The 26472-nt window shown below is 54.5% G+C and carries 22 protein-coding genes, 3 tRNA genes and 3 pseudogenes; 25 read left to right on the forward strand and 3 right to left on the reverse strand.

The genetic code is table 11. From position 1 onward, the window contains the following. The first annotated feature begins 11 nt into the window (after window positions 1-11). The 24 genes and pseudogenes from TCARDRAFT_RS06760 (at window position 12) to TCARDRAFT_RS06870 (ending at window position 20572) form a co-directional block, all read left to right on the forward strand. A complete protein-coding gene (locus TCARDRAFT_RS06760) occupies window positions 12-545 on the forward strand; it encodes a hypothetical protein (protein WP_007289258.1) in 534 nt (177 codons plus the stop codon). Between the two features lie 11 nt (window positions 546-556). After that, window positions 557-1225 (forward strand): coenzyme F420-0:L-glutamate ligase, encoded by a 669-nt coding sequence (locus tag TCARDRAFT_RS06765; RefSeq protein WP_007289259.1) that lies wholly within the window; start codon window positions 557-559, stop codon window positions 1223-1225. Between the two features lie 182 nt (window positions 1226-1407). Then, a complete protein-coding gene (locus TCARDRAFT_RS06770; RefSeq protein WP_007289260.1) occupies window positions 1408-3075 on the forward strand; it encodes a hydantoinase/oxoprolinase family protein in 1668 nt (555 codons plus the stop codon). After that, entirely contained in the window at window positions 3065-4387 is a 1323-nt protein-coding gene (locus tag TCARDRAFT_RS06775) for a histone deacetylase family protein (protein WP_007289261.1), read from the forward strand. Before TCARDRAFT_RS06770 ends, TCARDRAFT_RS06775 begins: the two co-directional genes overlap by 11 nt. Window positions 4388-4398: 11 nt before the next feature. Further along, window positions 4399-5139 (forward strand): ribonuclease PH, encoded by a 741-nt coding sequence (gene rph / locus TCARDRAFT_RS06780; RefSeq protein ID WP_007289262.1) that lies wholly within the window; start codon window positions 4399-4401, stop codon window positions 5137-5139. Next, window positions 5136-5732 (forward strand): XTP/dITP diphosphatase, encoded by a 597-nt coding sequence (locus TCARDRAFT_RS06785; RefSeq protein WP_040683147.1) that lies wholly within the window; start codon window positions 5136-5138, stop codon window positions 5730-5732. The genes rph and TCARDRAFT_RS06785 overlap by 4 nt, the downstream gene beginning before the upstream one ends. Continuing rightward, window positions 5729-6214, forward strand: coding sequence for a metallophosphoesterase (locus TCARDRAFT_RS06790; RefSeq protein ID WP_007289264.1), 486 nt, complete (start codon window positions 5729-5731; stop codon window positions 6212-6214). The genes TCARDRAFT_RS06785 and TCARDRAFT_RS06790 overlap by 4 nt, the downstream gene beginning before the upstream one ends. Window positions 6215-6264: 50 nt before the next feature. Beyond that, a complete protein-coding gene (locus TCARDRAFT_RS06795) occupies window positions 6265-7227 on the forward strand; it encodes a GntR family transcriptional regulator (protein WP_007289265.1) in 963 nt (320 codons plus the stop codon). A 30-nt stretch (window positions 7228-7257) separates the two neighbouring features. Next, window positions 7258-7548 (forward strand): annotated as a pseudogene (locus TCARDRAFT_RS15990) (acyl CoA:acetate/3-ketoacid CoA transferase); the annotation flags it as partial. A 13-nt stretch (window positions 7549-7561) separates the two neighbouring features. Continuing rightward, a pseudogene (locus TCARDRAFT_RS06800) lies at window positions 7562-7825 on the forward strand (acyl-CoA dehydrogenase family protein); the annotation flags it as partial. A 371-nt stretch (window positions 7826-8196) separates the two neighbouring features. Beyond that, entirely contained in the window at window positions 8197-8631 is a 435-nt protein-coding gene (gene glmS / locus TCARDRAFT_RS06805; protein ID WP_007289267.1) for a methylaspartate mutase subunit S, read from the forward strand. After that, window positions 8624-10027 (forward strand): methylaspartate mutase accessory protein GlmL, encoded by a 1404-nt coding sequence (gene glmL / locus TCARDRAFT_RS06810; protein WP_007289268.1) that lies wholly within the window; start codon window positions 8624-8626, stop codon window positions 10025-10027. The genes glmS and glmL overlap by 8 nt, the downstream gene beginning before the upstream one ends. Continuing rightward, window positions 10011-11462: a methylaspartate mutase subunit E gene (locus tag TCARDRAFT_RS06815; RefSeq protein WP_007289269.1), complete on the forward strand. Its 1452-nt coding sequence runs from the start codon at window positions 10011-10013 to the stop codon at window positions 11460-11462. Before glmL ends, TCARDRAFT_RS06815 begins: the two co-directional genes overlap by 17 nt. Before the next feature lie 37 nt (window positions 11463-11499). Beyond that, on the forward strand, window positions 11500-12750 hold the full coding sequence (locus TCARDRAFT_RS06820; RefSeq protein ID WP_007289270.1) for a methylaspartate ammonia-lyase: 1251 nt from the start codon (window positions 11500-11502) through the stop codon (window positions 12748-12750). A 32-nt stretch (window positions 12751-12782) separates the two neighbouring features. Further along, entirely contained in the window at window positions 12783-13712 is a 930-nt protein-coding gene (locus tag TCARDRAFT_RS06825) for an alanyl-tRNA editing protein (protein WP_007289271.1), read from the forward strand. Window positions 13713-13773: 61 nt separating this feature from the next. Then, on the forward strand, window positions 13774-14067 hold the full coding sequence (gene citD / locus TCARDRAFT_RS06830; protein ID WP_007289272.1) for a citrate lyase acyl carrier protein: 294 nt from the start codon (window positions 13774-13776) through the stop codon (window positions 14065-14067). Beyond that, a complete protein-coding gene (locus tag TCARDRAFT_RS06835; protein WP_050769598.1) occupies window positions 14067-14942 on the forward strand; it encodes an HpcH/HpaI aldolase/citrate lyase family protein in 876 nt (291 codons plus the stop codon). The genes citD and TCARDRAFT_RS06835 overlap by 1 nt, the downstream gene beginning before the upstream one ends. Then, a complete protein-coding gene (gene citF, locus TCARDRAFT_RS06840; protein WP_007289274.1) occupies window positions 14939-16480 on the forward strand; it encodes a citrate lyase subunit alpha in 1542 nt (513 codons plus the stop codon). The genes TCARDRAFT_RS06835 and citF overlap by 4 nt, the downstream gene beginning before the upstream one ends. 2 nt (window positions 16481-16482) lie before the next feature. Further along, entirely contained in the window at window positions 16483-17532 is a 1050-nt protein-coding gene (gene citC / locus TCARDRAFT_RS06845; RefSeq protein WP_007289275.1) for a [citrate (pro-3S)-lyase] ligase, read from the forward strand. Between the two features lie 91 nt (window positions 17533-17623). Beyond that, a complete protein-coding gene (locus tag TCARDRAFT_RS06850; RefSeq protein WP_007289276.1) occupies window positions 17624-18853 on the forward strand; it encodes an NAD(P)-dependent malic enzyme in 1230 nt (409 codons plus the stop codon). A 16-nt stretch (window positions 18854-18869) separates the two neighbouring features. Then, window positions 18870-19719 (forward strand): annotated as a pseudogene (locus TCARDRAFT_RS06855) (fumarate hydratase). Window positions 19720-19731: 12 nt separating this feature from the next. Next, a complete protein-coding gene (locus tag TCARDRAFT_RS06860; RefSeq protein ID WP_007289279.1) occupies window positions 19732-20295 on the forward strand; it encodes a Fe-S-containing hydro-lyase in 564 nt (187 codons plus the stop codon). Between the two features lie 118 nt (window positions 20296-20413). Continuing rightward, window positions 20414-20490: transfer RNA gene (locus TCARDRAFT_RS06865), tRNA-Pro, on the forward strand. Between the two features lie 8 nt (window positions 20491-20498). Then, window positions 20499-20572: transfer RNA gene (locus tag TCARDRAFT_RS06870), tRNA-Gly, on the forward strand. Between the two features lie 66 nt (window positions 20573-20638). Here the strand turns inward: TCARDRAFT_RS06870 and cooS are convergent. Beyond that, the gene (gene cooS / locus TCARDRAFT_RS06875) at window positions 20639-22549 is read right to left on the reverse strand and encodes an anaerobic carbon-monoxide dehydrogenase catalytic subunit (protein WP_007289280.1); all 1911 of its coding nucleotides are present in this window, start codon (window positions 22547-22549) and stop codon (window positions 20639-20641) included. A 357-nt stretch (window positions 22550-22906) separates the two neighbouring features. Between cooS and TCARDRAFT_RS06880 the strand changes: the two genes are divergently transcribed. Continuing rightward, a tRNA-Arg gene (locus TCARDRAFT_RS06880) sits at window positions 22907-22982 on the forward strand. Window positions 22983-23280: 298 nt separating this feature from the next. Here TCARDRAFT_RS06880 and TCARDRAFT_RS06885 read toward each other — a convergent pair. Next, on the reverse strand, window positions 23281-24483 hold the full coding sequence (locus TCARDRAFT_RS06885; protein ID WP_007289281.1) for an IS4 family transposase: 1203 nt from the start codon (window positions 24481-24483) through the stop codon (window positions 23281-23283). A gap of 165 nt (window positions 24484-24648) precedes the next feature. Further along, complete coding sequence (locus TCARDRAFT_RS06890) at window positions 24649-25968, reverse strand: ISNCY family transposase (RefSeq protein WP_198003904.1); 1320 nt, start codon at window positions 25966-25968, stop codon at window positions 24649-24651. Between the last annotated feature and the right edge of the window lie 504 nt (window positions 25969-26472).

Raw genomic sequence — 26472 nt, forward strand, 5'->3', positions numbered from 1 at the left:
AGGAGTAACAAGTGGAGTTTCTCACCTGGCTTTTGGTTATAGCCGGTATCGTTATCCTCGCCGTGTGGCTATATATTGTCCGGCAGGGCGATGCGGAGTTTGAGTTCCTCGTTGACCAGCGCACTGATTTTGTTTTAGACAAGCTTAGCACCGACAAGGCTGTTTTTTCCTGCAAAGTTCCTTTTGTCAACAAAGGAACGCAGGACGGCACCATTATGGATGCTTATCCCCGGCATTTGCTGCCCTATGAGCAGTACGACCTGGCGGAGGTTCAATCACGGCTGACCCTTGAGGCCAATCCCCGCACCGACGGCTACTGGGAGGCCATTATCATTCCCAAGACGACCGGCGGCACAATAATTCTCACCGTGCAGTTCACGGCTAAACATGGGGACATCCGGGATGCCCTCAGGCAGATGGTAGACATGCCTATTGACATTGTCTACCAGGTAGTGGCCCGTTCTGACTGGTATATCCAGAAAGCGCGGCTGGTAATGACGGCCGACGAAATCCAGCGGGCCCTGGCGGCAGGCGCGGCAGCATAGGAGGTAGTGTTATGGCGGAACTAAAATTGGAGCCGGTGCGCACGCGCATTTTGACTCCCAAAGACAATATTGTGGATATCATTGAAGAATATGCTAAAGACCGGGTAGGACCGGGCGATGTTGTTTCTGTGGCCGAAAGCGTCGTCGCCATTACCCAAGGGCGTATCACCCGTCCGGAAGAACTCAACCCAGGTTTTTTGGCGCGGATTATGTGCCGGTTTGTGCCGCAGAAAGGAAGCCTGTCCAGTATTTATGGCATGCAGGCAGCCATGAACCATGAGGGTGAGTGGCGCGTATTTTTCGCCATGATTATCGGCATGCTGGCCAAACTGGTCGGCAAGAGCGGCGTGTTTTACCAACTGGCCGGTGAGCAGGCGGCGCTGATTGATGATGTAACCGGGACGATGCCGCCATTTGACAAACATATTGTGTATGGGCCGGCCAATCCGAGCGGGGTAGCGGAAGAGATTAAAAAGCGGCTGGGCTGCTATGGCGCAGCAGTGGCCGATGTCAACGACCTGAAACGCGCGGCCGTGCTGGGCGTTACCGAAGGGCTTGACCCCAAGCGCCTGGCGCAGATCCTTATTGATAATCCCTTTGGCAATGCGTCAGAGCAGACACCGATCGTGATTATCAAGAACTATGCCGAGGTGGAGGCTCGCACGCCGGCGGCAGGTTAAAGCCATCCAGGGGAGGATAGACTACAACTATCCTCCTTTTTTGTCTGTGTCGGACTTTTTCAGATCGGTGGCCAAGCCCGCTACCAGACCGCTTTGTATAAGATTTCCAGACCTTAGGGAGGATTGCCTGCGCCCATGGTGAATATTGAAAAAAGCGCAGTTGCAGGAAGAAGGGATGACGTATGTTACTGGGGATTGATGTGGGCGGTACGTTTACGGACGCCGTTATCGTCTGCGGCGGCCAGGTCGTTGCCCAAGCCAAACGCCCTACCACTCATGGCGAACTTTTAGCCGGAATTCTCGCCGCGATGGATGCCGCTTTGACTGGGTTTACGGCCGACAGCATCGAACGGGTGGCGCTGTCGACAACGATTGTTACCAACGCCCTGGTCGAGAATAAGACCGACCAAGTCGGGCTTATAATCATTCCCGGTCCAGGGCTGGACATCGCCGGTATGGTGCCGGAAGAGCCGGTAGTGCTGTCTGGCTATATTGATCACCGGGGACGGGAAGTGGCGGCGCCCAGACCAGAGGAGGCAGCCGCTGCCTGTCGCCGGCTGGCCGGCCGGCGCGTTTTTGCCGTCTCCGGCAAATTTGCCGTGCGCAATCCGGCTCATGAGCTGACAGTGGCCCAGTGGGTCGAACAGACGGCCCAGCCGGAACATATTACGTTGGCTTCCCAAGTTTGCGGTTCGCTCAACTTTTGGCGGCGGACCAATTCGGCCTACTATAACGCCGCCGTGTGGCGCCGGTTTGCCGGCTTTGCCGATGCGGTCGAACGGGCGCTAGCCGAGCGCGGTATTACCGCGCCGGTATATATTCTCAAAGCCGACGGCGGGACACTGCCCCTGCCAGCTGCCAGGCGCCAGCCCGTGGAAGCCGTGTTCACCGGCCCGGCGGCCAGCGTACTGGGCATCATGGCTTTGACCGACGTTGCTGATGAGGCTGTATCGCTGGATATTGGCGGCACCACTACCGATATTGCTCTATGGCGGAGCGGCACGCCGCTCTTTGCCGTTCGGGGCGCCAGCATCAACGGCTATCCGACGGCGGTAAGGGCTTTTTGGCTTAAGTCGGTAGGGGTTGGCGGCGACAGTTTCGTGCGTCGGGAAGGAGGCGCCATCGTCGTTGGCCCTGAGCGGCGCGGCCCGGCCATGGCCACCGGCGGCCCTGTGCCGACGGTGGCGGATGCCATGATTGTCGCCGGTATAGCCAGTTTCGGCGACCGCGAACGGGCGCTGGCGGCAATGCACCGGCTCGATCCGGCTAGGCATGCGGAGGAAACGGCCCGCGCCGTTTTGGACGCGGCCGCCGCGACGATTTGTCAGGCCATTGCCGGTATGTTGGCTGAACATCATAACCGGCCGGTTTATAAAGTGGATGACATTGTCCACAGCCTACGGTTTAGTCCCCGCCGCATCGTTGCCGTCGGCGGCGCCGCCGCCCTCGCGACGGTAGTGGCGACTAAATTAGGCGTGCCGGTGCATGTCCCTGACCGGGCAGTAGTGGCTAACGCCGTCGGCGCGGCTGTTGCCCGGCCGACGCTGACGGTAACGGTACGGGCTGATACTGCCCAGGGGTATTATACGGTTGCGGAACAGTCCTTACGCGCGCCACTCACGCGGCGGCAGATCCGACTGGCTGACATTCGCGACCTGGCTGGTCGCCACTTGGCCGAGCGGGCGGCGCAGTTTGGCATTCCGGTCGGCGAAGCGGAAACGGTTTATGAGGAAGAGTTTAACTTGGTGCGCGGTTTTAGTACGACCGGCAAAATTTTGACCTGTCAGCAGCAAATCCGGCCAGGTGTTGTTGCCGCCTGGCGCGAAGGGAGGGACAGCGATGCAAGGTAAAGGGTTGGGCTTAGTCTTTTTTCCGGCTTTTGACTGGGCAATCACGCCGACCCATCCCGAACGGGAGGAGCGGCTACTTTATACCCGCGACCAAATTGTCGAGGAAGGCATCCTTGATCTGGCTAATATCCGCGAGTATAAGCCGCGTCTGGCGTCAATACGTGACGTCGAGGCCGTTCATATTGGCGTGCCGGATATCGCTTCCCTGATTACCGATGCCCACCTTGTCTCGGCCGGCGGCGCCATGACGGCCGCCGACGCCGTTATGACCGGGGAAGTGGCGCGGGCCTTTGCGCTTGTGCGGCCTCCCGGACATCATGCCATGCGTGTTGTTCATGGGACCAGGGGATTCTGCACTATCAACATTGAGGCCATTATGGTAGAATATTTGCGCCGCCGCTATGGGGTGCGCCGGGTGGCCATTGTTGATACCGATGTGCACCACGGCGATGGAACGCAGGATATTTTTTATCATGACCCCGACACCTTGTTTATTTCCTTTCATCAGGACGGGCGCACTCTGTATCCAGGCACCGGGTTTACGGACGAGATGGGCAGCCCGGGAGCACTTGCTACAACCATGAATCTGCCGCTGCCGCCGGGGACGACCGACGAAGGTCTGCACTATGTGCTGGACAACTTGATTTTGCCGGTTTTGGAAGAGTTTCGGCCTGACATAGTGATCAACTCGGCCGGGCAGGATAATCATTATAGCGACCCGCTGGCCAACATGGCGATTACCGCCCAGGGCTACGCCCGGTTGGCGGACAAACTAAAGGCCCATATTGCTGTTCTGGAAGGCGGCTATTCAATTGAGGACGCATTGCCCTATGTCAATACCGGGATTATTTTGGCAATGGCCGGTTTGGACTACAGCAAGGTCGTTGAGCCTGATTTCGACCCGTCTGTCCGCCAACAATCCGCGGCGACTACGGCCTATATTCGCCGTCTGGTGCAGGACTGGCGGGAAACATGGGCGCGACGGGATGAACTGCGCCGCCGGGCGGTGGCGCAGGCCGGCGATTTCTGGCAGCGCCGGCGGGGAATTTATTATGACGACAGTGGCATCCGCGAGCACCAGGTGGAAACAGTGCGGCAGTGTCCGAGCTGTCATGGCTATATAACGATCGCGACCGAAGCCGAAGGGTACGGGTTCGGCTACAAATCTGCTTTTATCAGTATCATCCCTCGAAACAGCTGCTTACGCTGCCGGCAGGGTGCGGTCGAAGCCGTACAGGCCGCCGCCAAGCAAGGCAAGTTCCAGCATTATTTCTTGCAAGACCAGGAGCAGTATACTTTAACCAGAGTTTAGGAGGCATTTGCATGAGAATTGACGGTCGGCAGGCTGCTGACCTGCGTCCAATCTCGATTACCCGCCATTATTTAAAACACGCCGAAGGTTCGGTTTTTATTGAGGTCGGTGACACCAAAGTCATATGCGCCGCCACGCTTGAAGACAAGGTACCGCCCTTTCTCAAAGGCACCGGCGAGGGCTGGATTACGGCCGAATATTCACTGCTACCCCGCTCTACCCAGACGCGTAATATCCGGGAAGCGGCCAAAGGCCGCTTGACCGGTCGGACTCATGAAATTCAGCGGCTTATCGGGCGGGCGCTGCGCAGCGTTGTAGACCTCAAGGCTTTGGGGGAACGAACGATTTGGATCGACTGCGACGTCATCCAGGCTGACGGTGGCACCCGCACCGCTTCTATTACCGGGGCGTTCGTCGCCCTGGTAGACGCCGTCAACACTATTTATACTGACCCTGAAAAGCCCTTTCCGGTTAAAGATTTTCTCGCCGCCGTCAGCGTGGGCGTCGTTGATGGGGCAGCCGTGCTCGACTTGTGTTACGCCGAGGATTCAGCCGCCGTTGTGGATATGAATATCGTTATGACCGGCAACGGCGATTTGGTGGAAGTGCAGGGCACCGGGGAAAAACATCCCTTTACCAAGGCACAGCTCGCCGAGATGCTGGCGCTTGGTGAACGGGGCATTGCCGAACTGATCGACTATCAAAAAGAAGTATTGGGTGAATTGTCGTGGAAAGTGGGGCGGGTGCCGTGAAAGAGATTGTCGTAGCTACCCGCAATGCCGGCAAAGTTGCGGAAATTACCGCCGCCCTGGCGGACTTGCCTGTTACTTTGCGGTCACTGCGCGACTTTGGCGCGGTCCCCGACGCCGTGGAAGACGGCGATACTTTCGAAGCCAATGCCGTATTAAAGGCCAAACATTATGCCCGCTATACCGGTATGGCCTGTTTAGCCGACGATTCGGGGCTGGAAGTAGATGCTTTAGGCGGCGCACCCGGCGTTTTTTCTGCCCGCTATGCCGGAGAGGGGGCGGGCGATGCAGCCAACAACGCCAAGCTGCTGCGCGAACTGGCTGGCGTACCGGCTCACCGGCGGTCGGCGCGTTTCCGCTGCGTCCTTGCTTTTCTTGATGAAGACGGTACGCTGCTGGTAACCGAAGGCACCTGCGAGGGAATTATTTTAGAGCAGCCGCGCGGGACGGGTGGTTTTGGCTATGACCCTCTCCTTTATCTGCCTGAGCTGGGGAAAACGGTGGCCGAACTGACCATCGCCGAAAAAAACGCGGTCAGTCATCGTGGCAAAGCCTTGCGGCAAATGGCTGCGATGCTTGCGGAGCGGCAGCGATGAGGATTGGCGTTATCAGCGATACCCATGGCGACGCGGCGGCCATTCGGCGGGCGGTTTACGCCAGCGGGCCGGTGGATTTGTGGTTGCATGCCGGCGACTACAGCCAGGACGCTAATGTGCTCGCCGAACTTAGCGGGCTCGAGGTGATTGCTGCGGCCGGCAATTGCGATGGTCCCACTGCGGCTAAAATCGACGAATTTATTGATGCCGGCGGCAAGAAAATCTGGCTGACTCACGGCCACCGCTACCAGGCCCGTGCAAGGATTGACGAGCTGGTATGGTGGGGCGAAAAGTACGAAGTCGACATCGTGGTGTTTGGCCATACCCATGTTCCGTATCTCGCCCGCCACGGCCGGCTGCTCATTTTCAATCCCGGCAGTGCGGCCCGGCCCCGCGGCGGTAGCAGACCCAGTATTGGCATCCTGACCATCACGGCAGACGGACAGGTTGAGGCGGAGTTTATCGATATTGCCGGGAAATAACATATTGATGGTTTGGCTTCAGCGAGCAAGCCTAGATAAGGGTGAGCCCGATGTTTTTGCAGCGAGTAGGTATCCCTATTTATTTGCAAGTGAAAAATTTTATTCTGGAAAAAATAAAAACCGGCGAGTACAAGCCAGGGGACAAACTGCCGACCGAACGTGAATTATCCGCCGAACTAGGCATAAGCCGCAACACGGTTAGCGCCGCCTACAAGGAGCTATTACTGGAGGGCATTCTGGAAGCGCGCCAGGGCCGGGGTACGTTTGTGCGCGCGGCCGAAACCGAAAGCGGCGATTTTGGCGCTGTTGCCGGCAGCCGGCGGGAACGGCTATTGCGCATCATTGACGATGCCATGGCCAAAGTGCTGGACTTAGGCTTCACGGTCGAACAGTTTGCCGCCTTTGTTGCTATTCGCGCCAAAGAAAAAGCCGAGGCGGTTCGCCAGCTGCGGGTTGCTGTAGTGGAATGCACCGCCGAATTTGCCCGCCGCTTTATCCGGCAGATTGACCAGGTAGCAAACGTTCAGTTCGAACCGGTGCTGCTTGGCGAACTGGAAAGCGGGAAGGTGCCGGTTGAGCTTCTTCACGCCTGCGACTTAGTGGTGACAACAATGGAGCATCAGGCGGCCGTCACCAAACTTATGGGGCCAAGTCCGAAACTGATTGCCGCGGCTACGGCGCCCAGCCTGGAGGCGGTTATAAAGCTGGCGCGGCTGCCGGCTGGCAGCATTATTGGCGTGATTGCCCTGACCGACCGGTTTGTTGAGGCCCTTAAACGGCTGTTGGCGCGGGTTAACATTACTGGCCTGGAGTTGGATGTAACTCTTGCCGGTGACCGGGATGAATTACGGCAGTTTATTGCCGCCCATCGCGTTCTCCTGGTCTGTGAGGAACGGGAGCATCTGGTGCGACATTTGGCGATGGCTGGCCAGGAAATAATCGTTTTTTACTATGAAATTGACCAGGGCTCACTGCATCAAATTGTTGCCAAACTGGTAGCTCAGACGCTATAACTGTATAGCGCGGCGCAGCAAATCAAGCCCGGCCTCATCGGCGGCGTACCGACATCGGGTTTGTTGTTCGGCTGTTCGATTAATCCCGAAGCAATTCTCGACCATCCCCGTCAGTTCGATTTCTACAACGGCGGCGGTTTGGATCTGGCCGGATCTGGCCTGCCTTGGTATGGCCGAACTTGATGTTTACGGCAAAGTCAATGTCAGTAAATTCGGACCACGGATTGCCGGGCCGGCGGCTTTGTCAACATTACCCAAAATGCCAAGAAAGTGGTGTTCTGCGGTGCTATGACTGCCGGTGGCCTGGAAGTGGCGACAGCAAGTTGCGGTTGAAGAGGCGGCCCGGCTTTTGACCTACCGGGCGGCCTACAATAAATCCAATAACCTGCCCTATGCCAAAGAAGCGGCAATGGCCAAGATGTTTGCCTCCGATGCTGCCATGGCGGTTACCACCGATGCTGTCCAAATCTTCGGCGGTTACGGCTACAGCCGTGAATATCCCGTGGAGCGCTTCATGCGCGATGCCAAGATTACGCAGATTTACGAAGGGACCAACCAGGCCCAGCGCATGGTCATTGCCGGTCACATCTTACGGTAATTTGGTTCGGTTCTTACCGTCAAAACCGTTCAAGGGTTTGACGGTTTTTTCTTTTTTTATATTGCGAAATTTGTTGAACTTTAGACAAACTTATGCCATAATATTAAACAGAACTAGATTTGGATTAATGGATTAATCCAATTTAAGGGAGTGATTACATACTGTGGCGCCGCCGGGGAATGCTTATTTTGCTAACTAAAAAATTACATAATGAACAAAATAAGAGTGGCTGATTGCCGCCGCGCAGCTGTTATCAACCCTGCGGGAGCTGACGCGTAGCCCAGGTATTAGCCGCAAATTGGCAAGATTAACGGTCATAATCCTCTAAGTTGGCTGCAGGCCAAAACACGTTAGAAAAGGAGTAAGGGGACATGCAAAACGATAAGGTGAAAATTATTTTAGGTGTCATTGGCGCCGACTGCCATGCGGTGGGCAATAAAATTCTCGATCATGCCCTGACCGCCGCCGGTTTTGACGTTGTTAATCTCGGCGTGTTGGTACCGCAGAAAGACTTTGTCAACGCCGCTATTGAAACCGATGCCAAAGCGATTCTGGTGGCGTCGCTCTACGGGCACGGCGAAATCGACTGCCGCGGCCTGCGCGATATGTGCCGCGAAGCGGGGATTGGCGACATCCTGCTTTATGTAGGCGGCAACCTTGTTGTTGGCAAGACCGACTTTGCTGCCGTTGAAGCCAAATTCAAGGAAATGGGGTACGATCGCGTGTATGCCCCCGGCACCCTGCCGGATAAGGTTATTGCCGACCTAAAGCATGATTTGGCGCAAAGGGGCCTTCTCCATGGCTAATGTGTTGCTGATCGATTTTGGCAGCACCTATACCAAGATTACGGCGGTAGACGTGGCGCGGGAGGTTATCTTGGGCACCGCTCGCGGGATTACTACCGTCGAAACCGACATAATGGAAGGCCTCAACCAGGCGTTGGACAAGCTTTTTGCCAAAACGGGGCGCCTTGAGTTTGCCAAGGTGCTCGGCTGCTCCAGCGCCGCTGGCGGACTGAAGATGGTGGCCATCGGGCTGGTGCCGGAGCTTACGGCCGAGGCGGCTAAACGGGCGGCGCTCGGCGCCGGCGCCAAGGTGCTGGGCGTATACTGTCATGAGCTGAGCGACTATGAACTTGAAGAAATCGCCGGGCTAAAACCGGAAATTATTTTGCTCGCCGGCGGCACTGACGGCGGCAATAAAGAGGTAATTCTCCACAACGCCAAGATGCTGGCCGCATCTGGCCTAAACGTGCCGGTCGTGGTGGCCGGCAATAAATCGGTCGCGCCGGCGGTGGTCAAGATACTGGCTGCGACCATGACGGATGTCTATCATACCGAAAATGTCATGCCCCGTTTGCATGAACTTAACATCGAGCCGGCCCGGGCCACGATTCGCGATGTGTTTTTAAAGCGCATCGTCGAGGCCAAGGGTCTGAATAAGGCTAATAAGTTTGTCGACCGCATGGTAATGCCGACGCCGGCCGCCGTGCTGCGGGCGGCCGAGCTGCTGAGTTGCGGCACGGACAACGAGCCTGGCTTGGGCGATCTCATGGTCGTCGACATTGGCGGCGCGACGACTGATGTCTATTCCATCGGCAAAGGTGAACCATCTAAACCGGGCGTAGCCTTGCGCGGTCTGCCCGAACCGTTTGCCAAACGGACGGTAGAAGGCGATTTGGGCATGCGCTACAGCGCCGGGGCACTCTTAAAAGCGGCCGGCGCGCGCTTGATCAGCTCCTATGCGGAGACATCCGAAGAAGCGGTAACCGCCTATGTGGCCAAAGTGGAGGCCAATATTGAATATTTGCCGCAAACGGCAGAAGAAGAGCGCATCGAAATCGCCATGGGCTGCGCGTGCACCAAGCTAAGCGCCGACCGGCATGTCGGGCAGCTCGAAACATATTTTACCCCCTTCGGGTCGACTTTTGTCCAGACCGGTAAAGATTTGACCGGCGTAACCACCGTCGTCGGCACCGGCGGCGTCATAATCAACAACCCGCACCCGGAAGCCATTCTTCAGGGAATTGTATTTGAAGAAGCCAATCCCCATATTCTCAAACCGCAGCAACCGGAGTTTCTGATCGACCGGCAGTACATCATGGCGGCCATGGGGCTGCTGGGGGAAGACTATCCTGATACGGCTGTGCGCATGATGAAAAAATACATTGTTCGGAGGGACAGTCATGGAATTGAAAAATAAGAAATGGACGCATGACGAATTTTATGCCGTCCGGGCCGAAGTGCTCAAGCAGTGGCCAACTGGCCGGGACGTGGATTTTGACGAGGCGATAAAGTACCACGAAAATATTCCGGCCAACCGGCAGTTTGCCAAGCGGTTGGTCAAGGCCAAGCAGAAAGGCGAGACGCTGACTCAACCCCGTGCCGGTGTTGCCCTGATCGACGACCATATCGAACTCTTGAATTTCCTTAAAAAAGAGGGGGAAGCCGACCTTCTGCCGACCACCATCGACAGCTACACTCGCCAGAATCAGTATAAAGAAGCGCAAAACGGCATTGAAGAAAGCTTGCGGGCTGGCCGTTCCCTTCTTAATGGCTTTCCGGCCGTTAACCACGGCGTGGCTGGAGTGCGCAAAGTGGTGGAAAACGTGGATGCCCCCCTGCAGGTACGGCATGGCACGCCAGATGCCCGCCTGCTGGCCGAAATTACGCTGGCCGGCGGCTTTACTTCCTACGAAGGCGGCGGCATTTCGTACAACATCCCCTATGCCAAGAGTGTTTCCCTGGAAAAAACCATCCTTGATTGGCAGTACTGCGACCGCCTGGTCGGCATTTATGCGGAACACGGCATCGAAATCAACCGCGAACCTTTTGGTCCCTTGACCGGTACGCTTGTTCCGCCCAGCATTTCCCACGCGGTGGCCATCATCGAAGGCATTCTCGCGGCCGAACAGGGCGTTAAAAATATTACCCTGGGCTACGGCCAGTGCGGCAATCTTATACAGGACGTGGCCGCAATCAAAGCCCTCGAAGCCCTGGCCGAAGAGTATTTCGCCAAGCACGGCTATACCGACTGCGTGTTGACAACGGTATTTCATCAATGGATGGGCGGTTTCCCGCAGGACGAGGCTAAAGCGTTTGCCGTTATCTCCTGGGGCGCTGCTGCCGCCGCACTGGCCAAGGCGACCAAAGTTATCGTCAAGACGCCGCACGAGGCGCTGGGCATCCCGACCAAGGAAGCCAACGCTCAGGGCCTCAGGGCAACCAAGCAAATGATTAACATGCTCAGAGACCAGCCCTTCCCCCTGACCAAGGAAGTAGAGGCCGAGATAGAAATCATCAAGGCCGAGACGCGCTGTCTGCTTGATAAGGTCTTTGAACTTGGCGGCGGCGACTACGCCGTCGGCACGGTGCGGGCCTTTGCCGCCGGTGTTCTCGACGTTCCGTTCGCCCCCAGTAAGTTCAATCTTAACAAAATCCTACCGGCCCGCGACAACAACGGCGCCGTTCGCCTCTTTGACGTGGGCAATTTGCCCTTTACCCAGGACATTATCGACTTCCACCGCGCTAAGATTGAGGAGCGGGGCAAGGCGGAAGGCCGCAGTCCGAGCTTCCAGATGGTGATTGATGATATTTACGCCATTTCCAATGGCCGCCTGGTCGGCAGACCGCGCTAAATCGTGAACTGAAAAAACATGAACGGAGAGGTAGCTTATGAAAATAATGGACGTAGTGTGCGCTAAAGGGATGACAGGCTTCTATTTTGACGACCAGCGGGCGATTAAAGCCGGCGCCGCCCATGACGGCTTTACCTATTTGGGCGAACCTATCACTCCCGGCTTTACCGCAGTACGCCAGGCCGGGGAGGCAGTTTCGGTTATGCTGGTCCTGGAAGACGGCCAGGTTGCCTACGGCGACTGCGCCGCGGTGCAGTACAGCGGCGCCGGCGGCCGTGACCCCCTGTTCCTCGCCAACGATTTTATTCCCCTGATCGAAGAATACATCAAGCCTCGGCTGGTGGGCCGCGAACTCACCTCTTTCAGAGCCCTGGCCGAGGAAATCGACAACTTAAGCGATCCTGCTACCGGCAAACGAATTCACACCGCTCTGCGCTATGGCGTTACCCAGGCCATCCTCGACGCCGTGGCTAAAGCAAAGAAAAAATTGATGTGCGAAGTCATCGCCGAGGAATACAATACCCAGGTCAGCGACCAGGAAATCCCCATTTTCACCCAGTCGGGCGATGACCGCTATGACAACGCCGACAAAATGATTATTAAGCAGGCGCAAGTTTTACCCCATGGTCTTATTAATAATGTGAAGGAAAAACTGGGGGAGAACGGCGAAAAACTCTTAGAGTATGTCCAGTGGCTGAAAAACCGGGTAATGAAACTGCGTACCCGCGACGATTACAACCCGGTGCTGCACATCGATACCTATGGCACGATCGGCTTAGCGTTTAACAACGACCTTGAAAAAATCGTCGCTTATTTCGCCAAACTAGAGCAGGCGGCAGCACCGCTGAAACTGCGCATCGAGGGTCCGATTGATATTGAGGACCGCGACAAACAGATCGACATTCTGGCCGACCTGACCGCTCGCCTGCATGCGGCCGGCATCGGCGTGGAAGTAGTGGCCGACGAGTGGTGCAACACTTATGAGGACATCAAACTGTTCGCCGACCGTCGCGCCGGTGACATGTTGCAGATTAAGACCCCCGACCTTGGCGGTATTAATAACATCATCGAAGCCATTCTTTATTGCAAGCAAAAAGGCATCGGCGCTTACCAGGGCGGCACTTGCAATGAGACCGACCGCTCTGCCCAGGTGTGCGTGCACATCGCCATGGCCACCCAGCCGGCGCAGATGTTGGCCAAGCCGGGCATGGGCGTGGACGAAGGCTATATGATTGTTTACAATGAAATGCAGCGCATCCTGGCTCTGCGCCGGGCGCGCAAGCAGTAACCCATGGCCGGGTAACAAACGGGAGGCAGTTTATGAAATCGCTGATTGGCGAACAGCTCATGTATGCCAGTTATTTTGCCCCGCGGGGCCGGAACCGGATGTATATTCTGGGTGAACAACTCGGCGAACGGTATCTATCGCCTTTGGACCGGCTGATCGGGATTATCGGTGATGCCGGAGCAGGCAAGTCATCCCTGGTGAAAGGTATGTTTCCCGGCCTGGAGTTGACGAATGACGACGACGGCGTCAATATCCGGCCGTTGCCGCTCCTTAAAAACGTCGACAGAGGTTTTTTTTCCAGCCATACCTACCATGTCGACATCCGGTTTGAAACGGCGTTTACGCAGCTCCATGTTCTGGCAGAGGCGGTGCAAAAGGCCCTGGCGCAAGGAAAGCGGGTAATTGTTGAGCATTTTGACCTTATATATCCGCTCCTAGAGCGTAACGCCGACGTGCTGATCGGTGTAGGCGGCGAAGTTATTGTCGTGCGGCCTACCGTCTTTGGCCCTTTTCCCCAGGAGATTTTCAATGTGGTGACCAAAACGCTGCGTTACCGTAAAATGGCCCATACGGCGGAAGATTTGACAACCCGGGTACTGGTTAACGACTATGGTGCCATTTTAGAGTTTGGGCACCGCGACGTCCACCATGGCTTTGTGCTGGAGTACCCTATGCGACTTGATGCGGACTTACGTGAGGTAGAACAAAAAGTCAAGGCGATCATTGCCGAAGGCTTGGACGTTTGTTACAGCGACGAAGGGCATATTCGCATCGGTAACGACATATGGGTTTGTTCCGGGCCGCGGACCCATGTGCGCAACACCGAGGAGATTGAAGGCTTCCGTTTGTTCCACGAATATAAGTACGATCCGAAGACGAAAACCTATTTGATAATCGGCGTCGTCGGTCCTCAGTCCGACAACCTGGACGGTTTTGCCGGGTTGTGCTTGGCATCGACGTAACTACCGTAGCGGCTGCCTTCTGCATGGAAGGCAGCATGTCTATATTAAGGAGGGAAATTATATGGTACAGGTTGTAAAGACCGCCCAGGCCGGCACGCTGGAGTCAAGCGACATCATGGTCGTCGTCGCTCCCGCTGCACCGGGCAGCGGTATTACTATTGAACTGGAAAGTATTGTCCTCGCCCAGTATGGCAACGCTATCCGCCAGACTATTGCCGCCGTGGTGCGGGAAGCGGGCGTGGTCGATGTCTATATCAAAGCCGTTGACCGTGGCGCTTTGGACTGCACCATCAGGGCACGTACACTGGCAGCGCTGGCCCGCGCGGGCGTAGCGCTGCGGGAGGAGATGGTATGATGGACCTGCGCAGAACGATGCTATTTATTCCCGGCAACAATCCTGGCATGTTGCAAAATGGCGGCGTCTTTGACGCCGATGCGGTCATTCTTGACTTGGAAGATGCGGTATCGCCCCAGGAGAAAGACGCGGCCCGTCTGCTGGTAGCCCATGCGCTTAAGTATGTTGATTATGCGGGCAGCGAACGGGTGGTGCGCATCAATCCGCTTGACACATTCGGGTTAGAAGACATTCGGGCGATCGTGCCCTGCGGCCCTGATGCTTTGCTGGTGCCCAAGGTGCAGTGCGCGGCCGACATTGAGGCTGCGGCCAGAGCGGTGGCGCTGGCCGAGCGGCCGGGGCAGAAACCGGTCAATTTAATTGCGCTGATTGAAACGCCCCGCGGTCTGGCCGAAGCGTATGCAATCGCCACGGCCGACAGGCGCGTTGTCGCTCTGGCGTTGGGGGCCGAGGACTATACGGCCGCCATCGGGGCGCAACGCACGCCGGAAGGTAGCGAAATTCTTACCGCTCGCACCTTGCTCGTCAACGCCGCGGCAGCTGCCGGCATCCAGGCCATAGATACCCCCTATACCGACGCGAATGATGAAGCCGGTCTGGAGCGCGATACCGCCTTTGCCAAACACCTTGGTTTTCGCGGCAAACTGACAATCAACCCCCGCCAGATCGACATCATTCACCGCGTTTTCAATCCCAGCGCTAAAGAAATTGACTGGGCTCGGCGTGTCGTGGCGGCTATCCGCCAGGCTGAGGCTGAAGGCTCGGGGGTGGCATCGCTGGACGGCAAGATGGTAGATGCCCCTATCGTCAACCGAGCCGAGCGTATTCTGCAGCTGGCCAGGCTGCTTGGGCTACGGGAGGAGGAAGGACAATGATCAATGCGATCGGACGGGAAATTCCCGAAACTATTAACGATTATGGCCCGGTTAAACCGTTCGCCGGCGCCTTTAAGGCCGTGCCGGATATGTGCCGCCAGGCGCCGCGGGTTAAGGTCGTGCGGCCCGGCGAGGCGAAAGTGCTGTCCAGTCTGGAAGAAGCCTTCCACCGCGCCGGCGTTCGCGACGGTATGACCTTATCTTTTCATCACCATTTCCGTAATGGGGACGGTGTCGTTAACATGGTGCTGGCGACGGCGGCGAAACTGGGACTAAAAAATCTAAAAGTAGCCCTAAGCTCCGTTTTCCCCGTTCACGCCCCCCTAATCGAGCATTTTAAGAGCGGGGTTGTAACCGCCCTCGATACTAATTACATGTCTGGGCCGGTTGCCCAAGCCGTTTCCCGTGGCGTACTGGCGCAGCCCGTTATTCTCCGGACGCATGGCGGGCGGGCTCGGGCCATTGAGTGCGGTGAGCTGAGAATTGACGTGGCCTTCATCGCTGCGCCGGCTGCCGACGACTATGGCAATATCAGCGGCGTCCTGGGGCCGGCTGCCTGCGGTTCGCTGGGCTACGCTTTCCCTGATGCCGAATATGCTGATTGTGTTGTTGCCGTTACCGACCATTTGGTGGAGTATCCACTGGCGCCGGTGTCGATTCCGCAGACACGGGTCGACTATGTGGTGAAAGTGGATAGTGTTGGCGATCCCAAGGGGATTGTGTCGGGTACGACCCGCATTACGAAAGACCCTGTTGGCCTGAAAATGGCCGAAACGGCGGCCCGCGTCATCGAAGCAGCCGGACTCATCAAAGACGGCTTTGCTTTCCAGACGGGCGCCGGGGGAGCGACGCTGGCCACGGCCCACTTCGTGCGGCAAAAGATGCTTCGGGCCGGCGTCACCGGCAGCTTTGTGCTCGGCGGTATTACCGGTTACCTTGTCGATATGCTGGAGAAGGGGCTGTTTAAAAAGATCATTGATGTGCAGGGCTTTGACCTGGAGGCCGTGCGCTCCATCGCCACTAACCCCAACCATCTCGAGGTGGGCGCCGGCTTTTATGCCAACCCCTTTAACGCTGGCTGCGCGGTGAATAAACTGGATGCCGTTATCCTAGGAGCGACCGAGATCGACACTGACTTCAACGTCAACGTTGTCACCGGTTCGGATGGGGTGATCATGGGCGGATCAGGCGGTCATAGCGATGCCGCCGCCGGCGCGAAAGTGACCATTGTTGTCGCCAACCTGCTGCGAGGGCGGTTGCCAATCATTGTCGATAAAGTGCTCACCGCCACGACGCCGGGCGAGACGATTGATGTGCTGGTAACCGAACGGGGGGTGGCCGTTAATCCGCGGCGGGCTGATTTGCGCGATAAACTTGTGGCCGCCGGCCTGCCGGTGAAGGAAATTGGCGAACTTAAGGCGCTGGCCGAAAAAATTGCTGGCGTTCCAGCAAAAATCAAGACCGGCGGGCGGATTGTCGCCGCCGTTGAATACCGTGACGGCACCATCATTGATGTGGTGCGGCAAGTGGAGGGGTGAACATGCTGTGGGCTGATGCCGAGCTAAGGGTCGTTAATTTGGCAAACGTGCGCGAAGTGGCCGAAGTGCGCGATTTTCTGGCGCGCTTTGGTTTAACCTTTGATGAAACGGTGGAATATACCGTGGGGCTATACCGGCACGAACAGCTGGTAGCAACCGGCTCGCTGGCCGGGGAAGTGCTGCGTAACTTTGCCGTTGATGAGGCGCTACAGGGCGAGGGTCTGGCGGCCACCGTCGTTAGCCATTTGATGCAGGAAGCGGCGCGGCGGGGCCGGTACCACTATTTTGTGTTCACTCGGCCCGGCAAAGCCCATTTATTCGCTTCCTTAGGCTTTAAGGAAATTGCCCGTGCTGAGCCGTATGCCGCCCTGCTCGAAGCCGGCATCGGCTCCATTGACAGTTATTGTCGGGAACTGGCCCAGGCAGCGGCTGCTTTGCCGGCAGGGCCACGCGCGGCCGTGGTGGTTAACTGCAATCCTTTTACTTTGGGACATAAGGCGGTCATTGCCAAAGCGGCCCAGGAAAATGCCGCTGTCGTTGTGCTGGTTGTGAGCGAAGACCGCTCGCTTTTCCCCTTTGATGTGCGGCTGCGGTTAGTACGGGAAGGGCTGGCTGACTACCAGAATATCCTTGTGCTGCCAGGAGGAAAATATATTGTTTCGGCAGCAACCTTTCCCGGCTACTTTACCCGCGGTGAAGAAACGGTAGCCGCCCAGACGCGCCTTGACGCCACTATTTTTGCCCGCTATATTGCCCCGGCCCTGGAGGTAACTGTCCGCTATGTGGGCGATGAGCCTTACTGTCCGGTTACCCGCGCCTATAACGAGGCTATGGCGGAAATATTGCCGCAGTATGGCATTGCCTTTAAAGTAATGCCCCGTATCGCCGTTGGCGGCACGATTGTCTCGGCGTCGCGGGTGCGTGAACTTATCCGCCAGGATAACTGGGAAGAGATTAGCAAGTTGGTGCCGGAGACTACTTATCGCTATCTGGTGTCACCGGAAGCGGCGCCGGTAATTGCGCGGATCAGAAGCAGCCATTCCCGTCATTAAATTAGGTGTTGTCTTATCAGGGGAAGCTGTCTTACAATGATGGTGGTATCCAATTTTTTTACTATGCTGTATTAATGAGGGGATTAAAAGCATGAATGTTCGCGAAGAAGCCATGAAACTCCACCGGGAATACCAGGGCAAACTGGGTGTGACCAGCAAGGTGCCGCTCCGCGACAAGCGCGATTTGAGCCTTGCCTATACCCCTGGCGTCGCCGAGCCATGCAAAGAGATTAAGATTAATAAAGACCTGTCGTTTGAACTGACTTGCCGGGGCAACCTGGTAGCCGTGGTTACCGACGGTACCCGTGTCCTTGGTTTGGGCGACATTGGCCCGGAAGCGGCTATGCCGGTCATGGAAGGGAAATGCGTCTTGTTTAAGGTTTTCGGCGATGTGGACGCTGTCCCAATTTGTCTGGACACCAAAGACCCAGACAAAATCATTGAAACAGTAAAACTGCTGCAGCCCAGTTTTGCCGGCATAAATTTGGAGGACCTTTCTTCGCCGAAGTGTTATGATATTGAAGATAGATTAAAAGAACAAATGGATATCCCCGTTTTTCATGACGACCAGCATGGCACGGCCATTGCCGCCTTGTCCGCGCTTATCGGGGCATTGCGCTTCGTTAAAAAAGACCTGAAGACCGCGAAAATCGTTGTTAACGGCGTAGGCGCCGCCGGCAGCGCTATCGGCCGCTTGCTTGTCAATGCTGGTGCTGAAAATGTTATTATGGTGGATGTGAATGGTGCACTGTATGACGGGATGCCAGGTTTGAACCGCATTCAGCAGCAGCTCGCCCGCACGACCAACAAACAGGGCCTGCGCGGCAATTTGGCCGAAGTGGCCCAAGGTGCTGACGCACTGATCGGCGTGTCCGCTCCCGGCGCCTTTACCAAAGAGATTATCCAAAGCATGGCGAAAGACCCGATCGTTTTTGCCATGGCTAACCCGGTGCCGGAAATTATGTATGACGAAGCCAAGGCGGCTGGCGCGAAAGTGGCCGGGACCGGCCGGTCTGACGCTCCCAACCAGGTTAACAATGTGACCGTCTTTCCCGGCGTTTTCCGCGGCGCCCTTGACGTGCGCGCTCGTCAGATTAACGAAGAAATGAAGATTGCCGCCGCCTATGCTATTGCCGACCTGATTAGCGAAGATGAGCTGCGGGAAGACTATGTGGTACCTGATGCGTTCGATCCGCGGGTAGCGCCGGCTGTTGCCGCGGCAGTGGCCCGCGTCGCGATGGAAACGGGTGTAGCCCGTATAAAAGTTGACCCCGAAGAAGTGCGGGCCAAGACGGCCGCCCGGGTTAAACTGGGGAAATAACTAAGGAGGAGTAAAATTGCGCACCCTTGAGGCTGCCCAAATTACTGCAGCAGTGGCCAAACTCGCCGTGGAAGCCAACTATAACTTGTCGCCGGATATTTATGACGCTTTGGTAGCGGGGCGCGAAAAAGAAGAATCGCCGCTGGGCAAAGAAATTCTTGGCCAACTGGTGACCAACGCCTGCATCGCCCGGGAAGAGGCCATGCCGATTTGTCAGGATACAGGTATGGCGGTTGTGTTCGTCGAGCTGGGCCAGGATGTCCACATCACCGGCGGCAGTCTGGCCGATGCGGTCAATGCCGGTGTAGCCAAAGGGTATACTGAGGGGTATCTGCGTAAATCAGTGGTGGACGATCCGCTGTTTGACCGCAAGAATACGCAGGATAACACGCCGGCCATACTGCATGTTGAACTGGTACCCGGTGACAAGCTAAAAATTACGCTCGCGCCGAAGGGATTTGGCAGCGAAAACATGAGCGCGCTCAAAATGTTCAAGCCGGCCGAAGGCGTGGTCGGCGTAAAAAGTTTGTTGTCGACACCGTTTTTAACGCCGGCTCTAATTTTCCGTGCCCGCCCCCATTGTCGTCGGGGTAGGCATCGGCGGTACCATGGAAAAAGCGGCGCTGCTAGCGAAAAAAGCGCTGCTCAGGCCCATAAATCGGCGTAATGCCAATCCTGTTTACGCTAAATTCGAGGAAGAACTCCTTGAACTTATTAACGAAACAGGCGTAGGGCCCCAGGGGCTGGGCGGGCGGGTGACCGCGCTCGCCGTCAATATTGAATATTTCCCCACCCATATTGCTGGCCTGCCGGTGGCCATTAACATTAATTGTCACGCTACCCGGCATGCCGAAATTGAACTATAGGGGGGAAGGCTAATGCCTGAGCCAATTCGCATCACCACCCCGCTGACCGTAGAAAAGGCCCGCAGCCTGAAGGCCGGTGACAGTGTTTTGATCAGCGGGATCATCTATACCGCCCGCGACGCTGCCCATAAACGGATGGTGGAAGCTCTCGACCGCGGTGAACGCCTTCCGGTCGATTTGCAGGACCAAATCATCTATTATGTTGGTCCTACGCCGGCCAAACCCGGTTATCCGATCGGTTCGGCCGGCCCGACCACTAGCGGCCGCATGGACGCCTATACGCCCCGGATGCTTGAGCAGGGCCTAAGGGGCATGATTGGCAAAGGGTACCGCCAGAGCGAAGTGGTGGAAGCGATGAAGAAATACGGCGCCGTGTATTTTGCCGCTACCGGCGGCGCTGCGGCGCTCATCGCCAAGACCATTAAAAAATACGAAGTAGTAGCCTATGAAGACCTCGGAACTGAAGCGATCGCCCGCCTGACGGTTGAGGATTTTCCGGCCATCGTGGTCATTGACAGTGAAGGTCGTAACTTCTATTTGGAAGGCCAAAAGCAGTACCGGAAATATCAGGAATAAGGTGGCGACAGCCGGAGCGTATTCCCGCTCCGGCTGCCGCACTTATCCGGGGTAGCCAGGGGGCGTACCGCTCTTGACAGGATAGAGCGAGCTGGTGTATAATATCTGTTGTTACTGACGGGGCGTGGCTCAGCTTGGTAGAGCGCTGCGCTTGGGACGCAGAGGTCGCAGGTTCAAATCCTGCCGCTCCGACCAAAATAAATGCGGGTGTAGCTCAGTGGTAGAGCCCCAGCCTTCCAAGCTGGTTGCGTGGGTTCGATTCCCATCACCCGCTCCACTTTAACACGATTAGAAAAGCGACTCATCCCGATAAGATGAGTCGCTTTTCTAATGTTCGATGGGTTTAACTCAGGCCAAGCGCTTTGCGCTTTTTCATGATATGGGTTTCAATGCCGTTGGCGGCTTCAACCGGATCATCGGTAACGGCAACTTTGCCGCCGGTCAGGCCTTCCACATCCTCGGTCAGCAGTTTAACTAGCCGCGGCGCGCCGGTAATGCTGGGCGGGGGCGCTAGGTGGGTATAAGCGCCATAGGCTACGGCGAAAATACCGTCGATGGTCGCCTTCTGTTCCAGCCATTGCGGCGCTGTAACGGCAATGGGCAGTTGGGGTACGTCAACATCGAGATGGTCAGCCAGTGCGGTAACAAGCATGCTGATGCGGCCTGTGTCGGTGCAGGTGCCGAAAGGCAGCACGGGCGGGATGCCAAGGGCGCGGCCCACTTCCTGCAAGCCGCTACCCGCCAGGGAAAGGGCGTCCAGGTTGGCCAGGCCGGCTACTTCCAGTGCGTGGCAGCCGCAGCCCCCGGCTACGATCAGGATGTCTCGTTTGATTAATTCTTTTGCCAAGTTGACCGTTACATAGTCCTGCGGGCCGTTTTTAAGGGAGGTGCAGTTGACGAGGGCAACGACACCCTTAATTTTACCGGCAGCGATGACGTCTACCAGCGGATCGAGTTTACCGCCGAGCGCTTTCAGCACTGCTTCGGTCGAGAAGCCGGCAATGGCTTTCTGTTTATATTTGGGCACAGTAGGCTGCACTTTTTGCCGGCGGTGTTTGAAGTTATCAATGCCAAGTTCGATTAGCTTCTGGGCAATGAAGGCTGCTTCGGGCGGCTTGTAGTCAAAGGCGAATTTAAGGTCAGGAATACGGACAATGTCATTAACGCTGACCAGGGTAACCTGATACTTTTTGGCATATGGTGCCAGATTAGGCGGACAGCAGTTTTCGTCCATGGCAAAAACGTCGACCGTGCCAGTAGCCAATAGCGGCTCGATATGCAGCCAGTTGCCGGTCAGGCCGCCGAAGACTTCGCTCATTTCGGCGCGTTGGATGAGTTCCTGGCCGGTTTCGATGGAACCGATGACTTTGATGCCTTTGGCGCCGGCTGCCTTGGCGGCATTCTTCCATTTCTCCTCATTCGCCAGTTTCATGGTTGCAAAACCGGTCCACGGCTGGTGGCCGTTGAAAACGATGTTGACATAGTCAGGGTCCATGATGCCCAGGTCAACTTCGACTTCATGGGGCATGGGCGTGCCGTACAGGATGTCTTGTACCATTTCCAGCCCGATCTGGGAAGTGTAAATGGTGGCGATACCGAGCCGGAGCGCTTTTTTCCCCAAGGAGACATAGTCGCCGTCAACATTGGTTAGGCAGCTGGCGGTGGCATCGGAAATTTCGTAGAGCACGCCGGCGGGGAATATTGCCAGTTCTTGCCATACCTTCTTGCGGTACCTGGGCGCAAAGGCGTCAATCATTTTACTGGGTTCGTCATAATCGTGGTGCAGTTCGGCGATGAGCGCATCGGCCAGCTTATAGGCCATTTCGCTTACCGAAGTATTGGTAGGTATGCCCAACTTGCTGCACATGAATTTGAGTTTGTCTACGTCTTTGATTTCAAAGGGTGTTTTGCCTTCAGCGGTGGATTTGAGCGTGCGGAAAGCCTGATAGGCATGGTGGGTATAGGTGGCGCTGCCCATAACGTTTAAGAGCAGCAGAGCCCGCATGGCCATCGCGTCCCGGTCAATGCCGCATACGCCTAGAGTGGCGCCTGCATTGTCCGAAATGCGGCACGGCCCGTGCGAGCACAGCTGGCAACTGTTACCTTGGAGGCAGAAGTTGCAGCGGATTTTTTCCTGGGGTGGATAGCGGTCAAAGACGTTGCTAATCCCGTCAGCATGAATCTTTTCGTACATTTCCAGCACCGACGGATGGATACTGATACGCTGCTGGGTGGAATGGTACTGTTCGCTCATGGTATGCTCCTTTCGGTATTTTTACTAATAGTTTGTAAAGATGGCGTGTTTTTATAATAAAAAAATGCGACAAAGCGTAAAAAATAATTCCGTGATCAGCTATGGTTTCTGTCACTTCTTGAGCCGGTTTTTTGATAACCTGGTAGCGATAAGGTTGCCGTTAAACGGAAGACCGGGAACCGGATTTCCTGCAGGGACGGTAAAACAGCGAATAAGCATATGACAGCATAGGAGTAACTCATTTTGGTTAAAACTAACAAGAACTGATAGAGCTTTACCCAAAATGGTAGCAGGTTAACTATTGACATCATATTATGTCCAGTGATATAATTCATCAAGTGAAAAACAGTATAACATGCGCCTGTAGCTCAGGGGATAGAGCAACCGCCTTCTAAGCGGTTGGTCGCAGGTTCGATTCCTGCCAGGCGCGCCAGTAAAATCAATGGTTCGCAGAGGTTGCGAACCATTTTTTATGTCAACTGTCCCTTGTTTTGTCCCTTATCTCTTACAAACAAACACAAATACGAGATAATAATTGCCAACAGTACTGTTGCATAAAAAATGATAAAAAATGTCAAGTGGAAGAATATAGAAAAAAGCAGCTGCACACGTTGGGCTATTTCCCGAATGTTCAGTCTTAACTTTTCTTCTGCTTATTTAAAGCAACGACGGCATAAAGGCAACCCTGCGGCCACATTTTCCAGTCCTATCCAGCTTTCTTGTTCAACGTACTACAGATACATCCCTTCATCTACAATATCAAGCCAGTCTGTGCCTAGTTGGTCGATTATCTGTATCAACTGGTCATAACCAGCATCAAGCGACTGTCTGCCATGATTTGTTTTCGTCGGCGGTCGGCTTAAAGCAGCTATTAATTCATTGAACGCCTGGTACAAAAACATTTGTACCGCCCGCAATACCTCAAGCAGGGAAACACTTTTCGGCAATTCTTGTTGCAGGTTTTGCAGCAAACAATATCCAATCAGCGCTAGCCAGATTTGCCCGTATACGGCATTTTGACTAGTTCCGAAAAACTCTTTGACAACAAGGTGCTGTTTGATCCACTTGAAAAACAGTTCTATTTGCCAGCGCATGCGGTAAATATCGCTGATTTCTGCAGCTGGCAGTGTTAGTTCATTGGTTACGATAATTACAGCGTTGCCTTGGTTATCACGAGTTTCAATTAGTCTTACCGGATGTGTCATTTGGGTGGTATAAGCGTTGCCCAAGCGCACAATTTTCTCTGCTAAAACCTGGTTTGTTTCAACGCTTTTTTCTTCCAAAACATCAATGACAGCATTGCTTTTTAGACGCGACACGAACCGAATGCCTTTTCTGCAGTAATCATCCCACTTAGCATAATCAACATAGCCTCTGTCAAATACGTTTAAGGCATCGGGGGAGGTGACTACCAGCTCATCCATGACCGTTTTATCAGCCTTGCGGGCAGAGGTTAGAACGGCGCTATCTGGGTATGAATTGCCATCATGAATAGTGATGCGCTGATGCAGTTTAATGCCGCTTTTGGTTTTACGGTAATCAGCCCATAGATACTTTCGCAGGCAAAGAGTAATCGTGCTGGAGTCGATAACATTGAGTTGGTATTGCCGCACAGCGCCGGTCTTGTTGGCTTGTTGCCAGATTTGACGCTTTACTTCAGCAAATACTTGTTCCCAAACACGGTGATCAATATTTCGCAGACGCCTCGATAGTGTAGATGCACTGATGGAGGTAAGATGCAACAATTTTTGCAGCTGCTTGTCGCAAGTAAGCCGGTTGGCGATGTCTCGCAAAGAATCTAGCCTTAAGAATTGTGCGACGAGCATCAAGTATAATAGTTTCAATGTTTTGAGCTTTTTCACATAACGATCGCAACCGGCACTGGCGACAATTTGCAAAAATTTTTCTAGAGGAAAGGCTTCAAAGACTGTCAAGAGTCTGTGAAAATGTCACCTAAATTGGTCTATGAAAATGTCACCCTTGTAGTGTTTTGTAATCAACCCAGGTCTGGATTTTAGACTTTCTTCTGGACGCGGTCAAGGATAAAAGCTACGCTCGCCTTGTTAGGCGTCCTTGACCGCGTCCATCGAAAGTCAATGTTAAGGTTGAAGGGTTGAACCAAATACTTCCGTTTTCGTGCGGTCTGGCGTATAATTACTTCCGGTGTTTGGTATTCGGAAGCCCTTACGCCAAGGGTGATCCGGGGCAGGCCGCCGTGGAGTAGGAGGCGGACCTGCTTTTTCTTTTGGCTGCGATTTTGTCCGGACGGGTTCTGAAACTCTAGTGAGATCATAAACGACATTTTGCTTGGGGTAACTAGCCCGAAGCTTGCCATCGGGATGAACGTGAACCAAGACCGTAGTGTCAGGGAAATATGCAGGCAGGCCATCAAGTTTGTATAGTTGGCCTTGGAAGGAGAGAACACCGCCCTTAAGCTTTCGTTTCTCCTTTACACAGAGTATTTCTCTTAGGCTTTCTTCGCTTGGAGCCGGCCGATAAGCGCTATTGGGATTAGCTGGTTCAACTTCAAACATGGCATTATGCTTAAGGATGAACTTTTGCAAAAATTCATTAGCTTGTTCAATAGTTTGGATTCCGGCCAGAGCCATTTCAATTCTTAAACGGTCTTGAAGGGTCTCCCAAAGACGTTCTACACGTCCCTTAGCCTGAGCAGAACGCGCCTTAATATGCTCAATACCCAGTTCGCTAAGAGCACGACCGAGTTGAGTCAAGTTAGCTTTTTTACCTTCTAACTGATCCTCAATGGTAAGCTTATCGGCATTAGGGGAAACAAAAATTGAGTGGCGATCGGTGTAAACGGCTATTGGGATACCATACTTAGTAATAATTTGCCTAAGAACCTCAAAGTAACCGTTGAGGTCCTCTGTAGGCCTGAAAATGGCGCCGACGATTTTGCCGGTAGCATCGTCAATGGCTCCAATTAGCGAAATATAAGGCTTGTCCTCTCCTAGCCAAGCATGAGGCGAGCCATCCATTTGAATAAGCATACCTTCCTGCTCGCGGCGTTTACGCCTTCTGTGAAACTTAGGCCTACGATGTTTACGCGGGCTGGAAATTCCTGCGCTACGACGTATTCTCCTTATGGAGGAAACACTAAGAAAAATGTTATAGTGCTCAGCAAGTAACTCTGTTAGATGGGAGTCATTAGCCTCACAAAACACTGGCTGACGAATAATAGCAAGAACTTGTTCCCTAAGTTCGTCTGAAATTGCATGAGCTGGTTTGCGGCCACGGTTACCGTGAGCCAGAAACCCAAAACCTTCTTTGATAACACCTGCCTTCAATCGTTTGACTTGACGTTCACTTAGGGAAAGAACTTCAGCCGCTTCTGCAATAGTACAAACCCCTTGAATTACTTTGTCGATTACGATTGCTCTGCGAACCTCTTTGTCACTCAAGAAAATTTTCTCCTTCTCCATGAGTGACATTTTCTCAGATCACTTTTAAGGTGACAATATCATAGAACGATCACAAGGAAAGGCTTCAAAGACTTTAAAAAATGTGGTTTTTGTGGTATCCTTGTCTATGCGTTTTGGCTCCTTATTTTAGAGTGCGTGGACAGGGTTACCTGCTACACCTCTATTATAAGGAGTTTTTTTACGATTTCCTAGGATAATATTGCCCTTTATAGCGATTTTGGCTTATTTTAATGACATTTTGACCGATTTGAACATTGATATTTTCAAGGCTAGTTTATTGCAACACTACTGACGCTCGTGATGAAAATGGCAAGCGCATTGGTTTGTGGGGTAAAAGCGAAACTATACTTGGTGACGCCGCGACTAGCAAGATAATTGCCCGTGAAATAACCCCAGTTAAATGCAGTACAAAATATTTTAAAGACTGGCGAAAACGAGAAAAAGAAGCTTTCACACCTCAAAGAATTTCGCATATTGATAGAA

It is taken from the genome of Thermosinus carboxydivorans Nor1 (genome assembly GCF_000169155.1).
Taxonomy (GTDB): Bacteria; Bacillota; Negativicutes; order Sporomusales; family Thermosinaceae; genus Thermosinus; species Thermosinus carboxydivorans.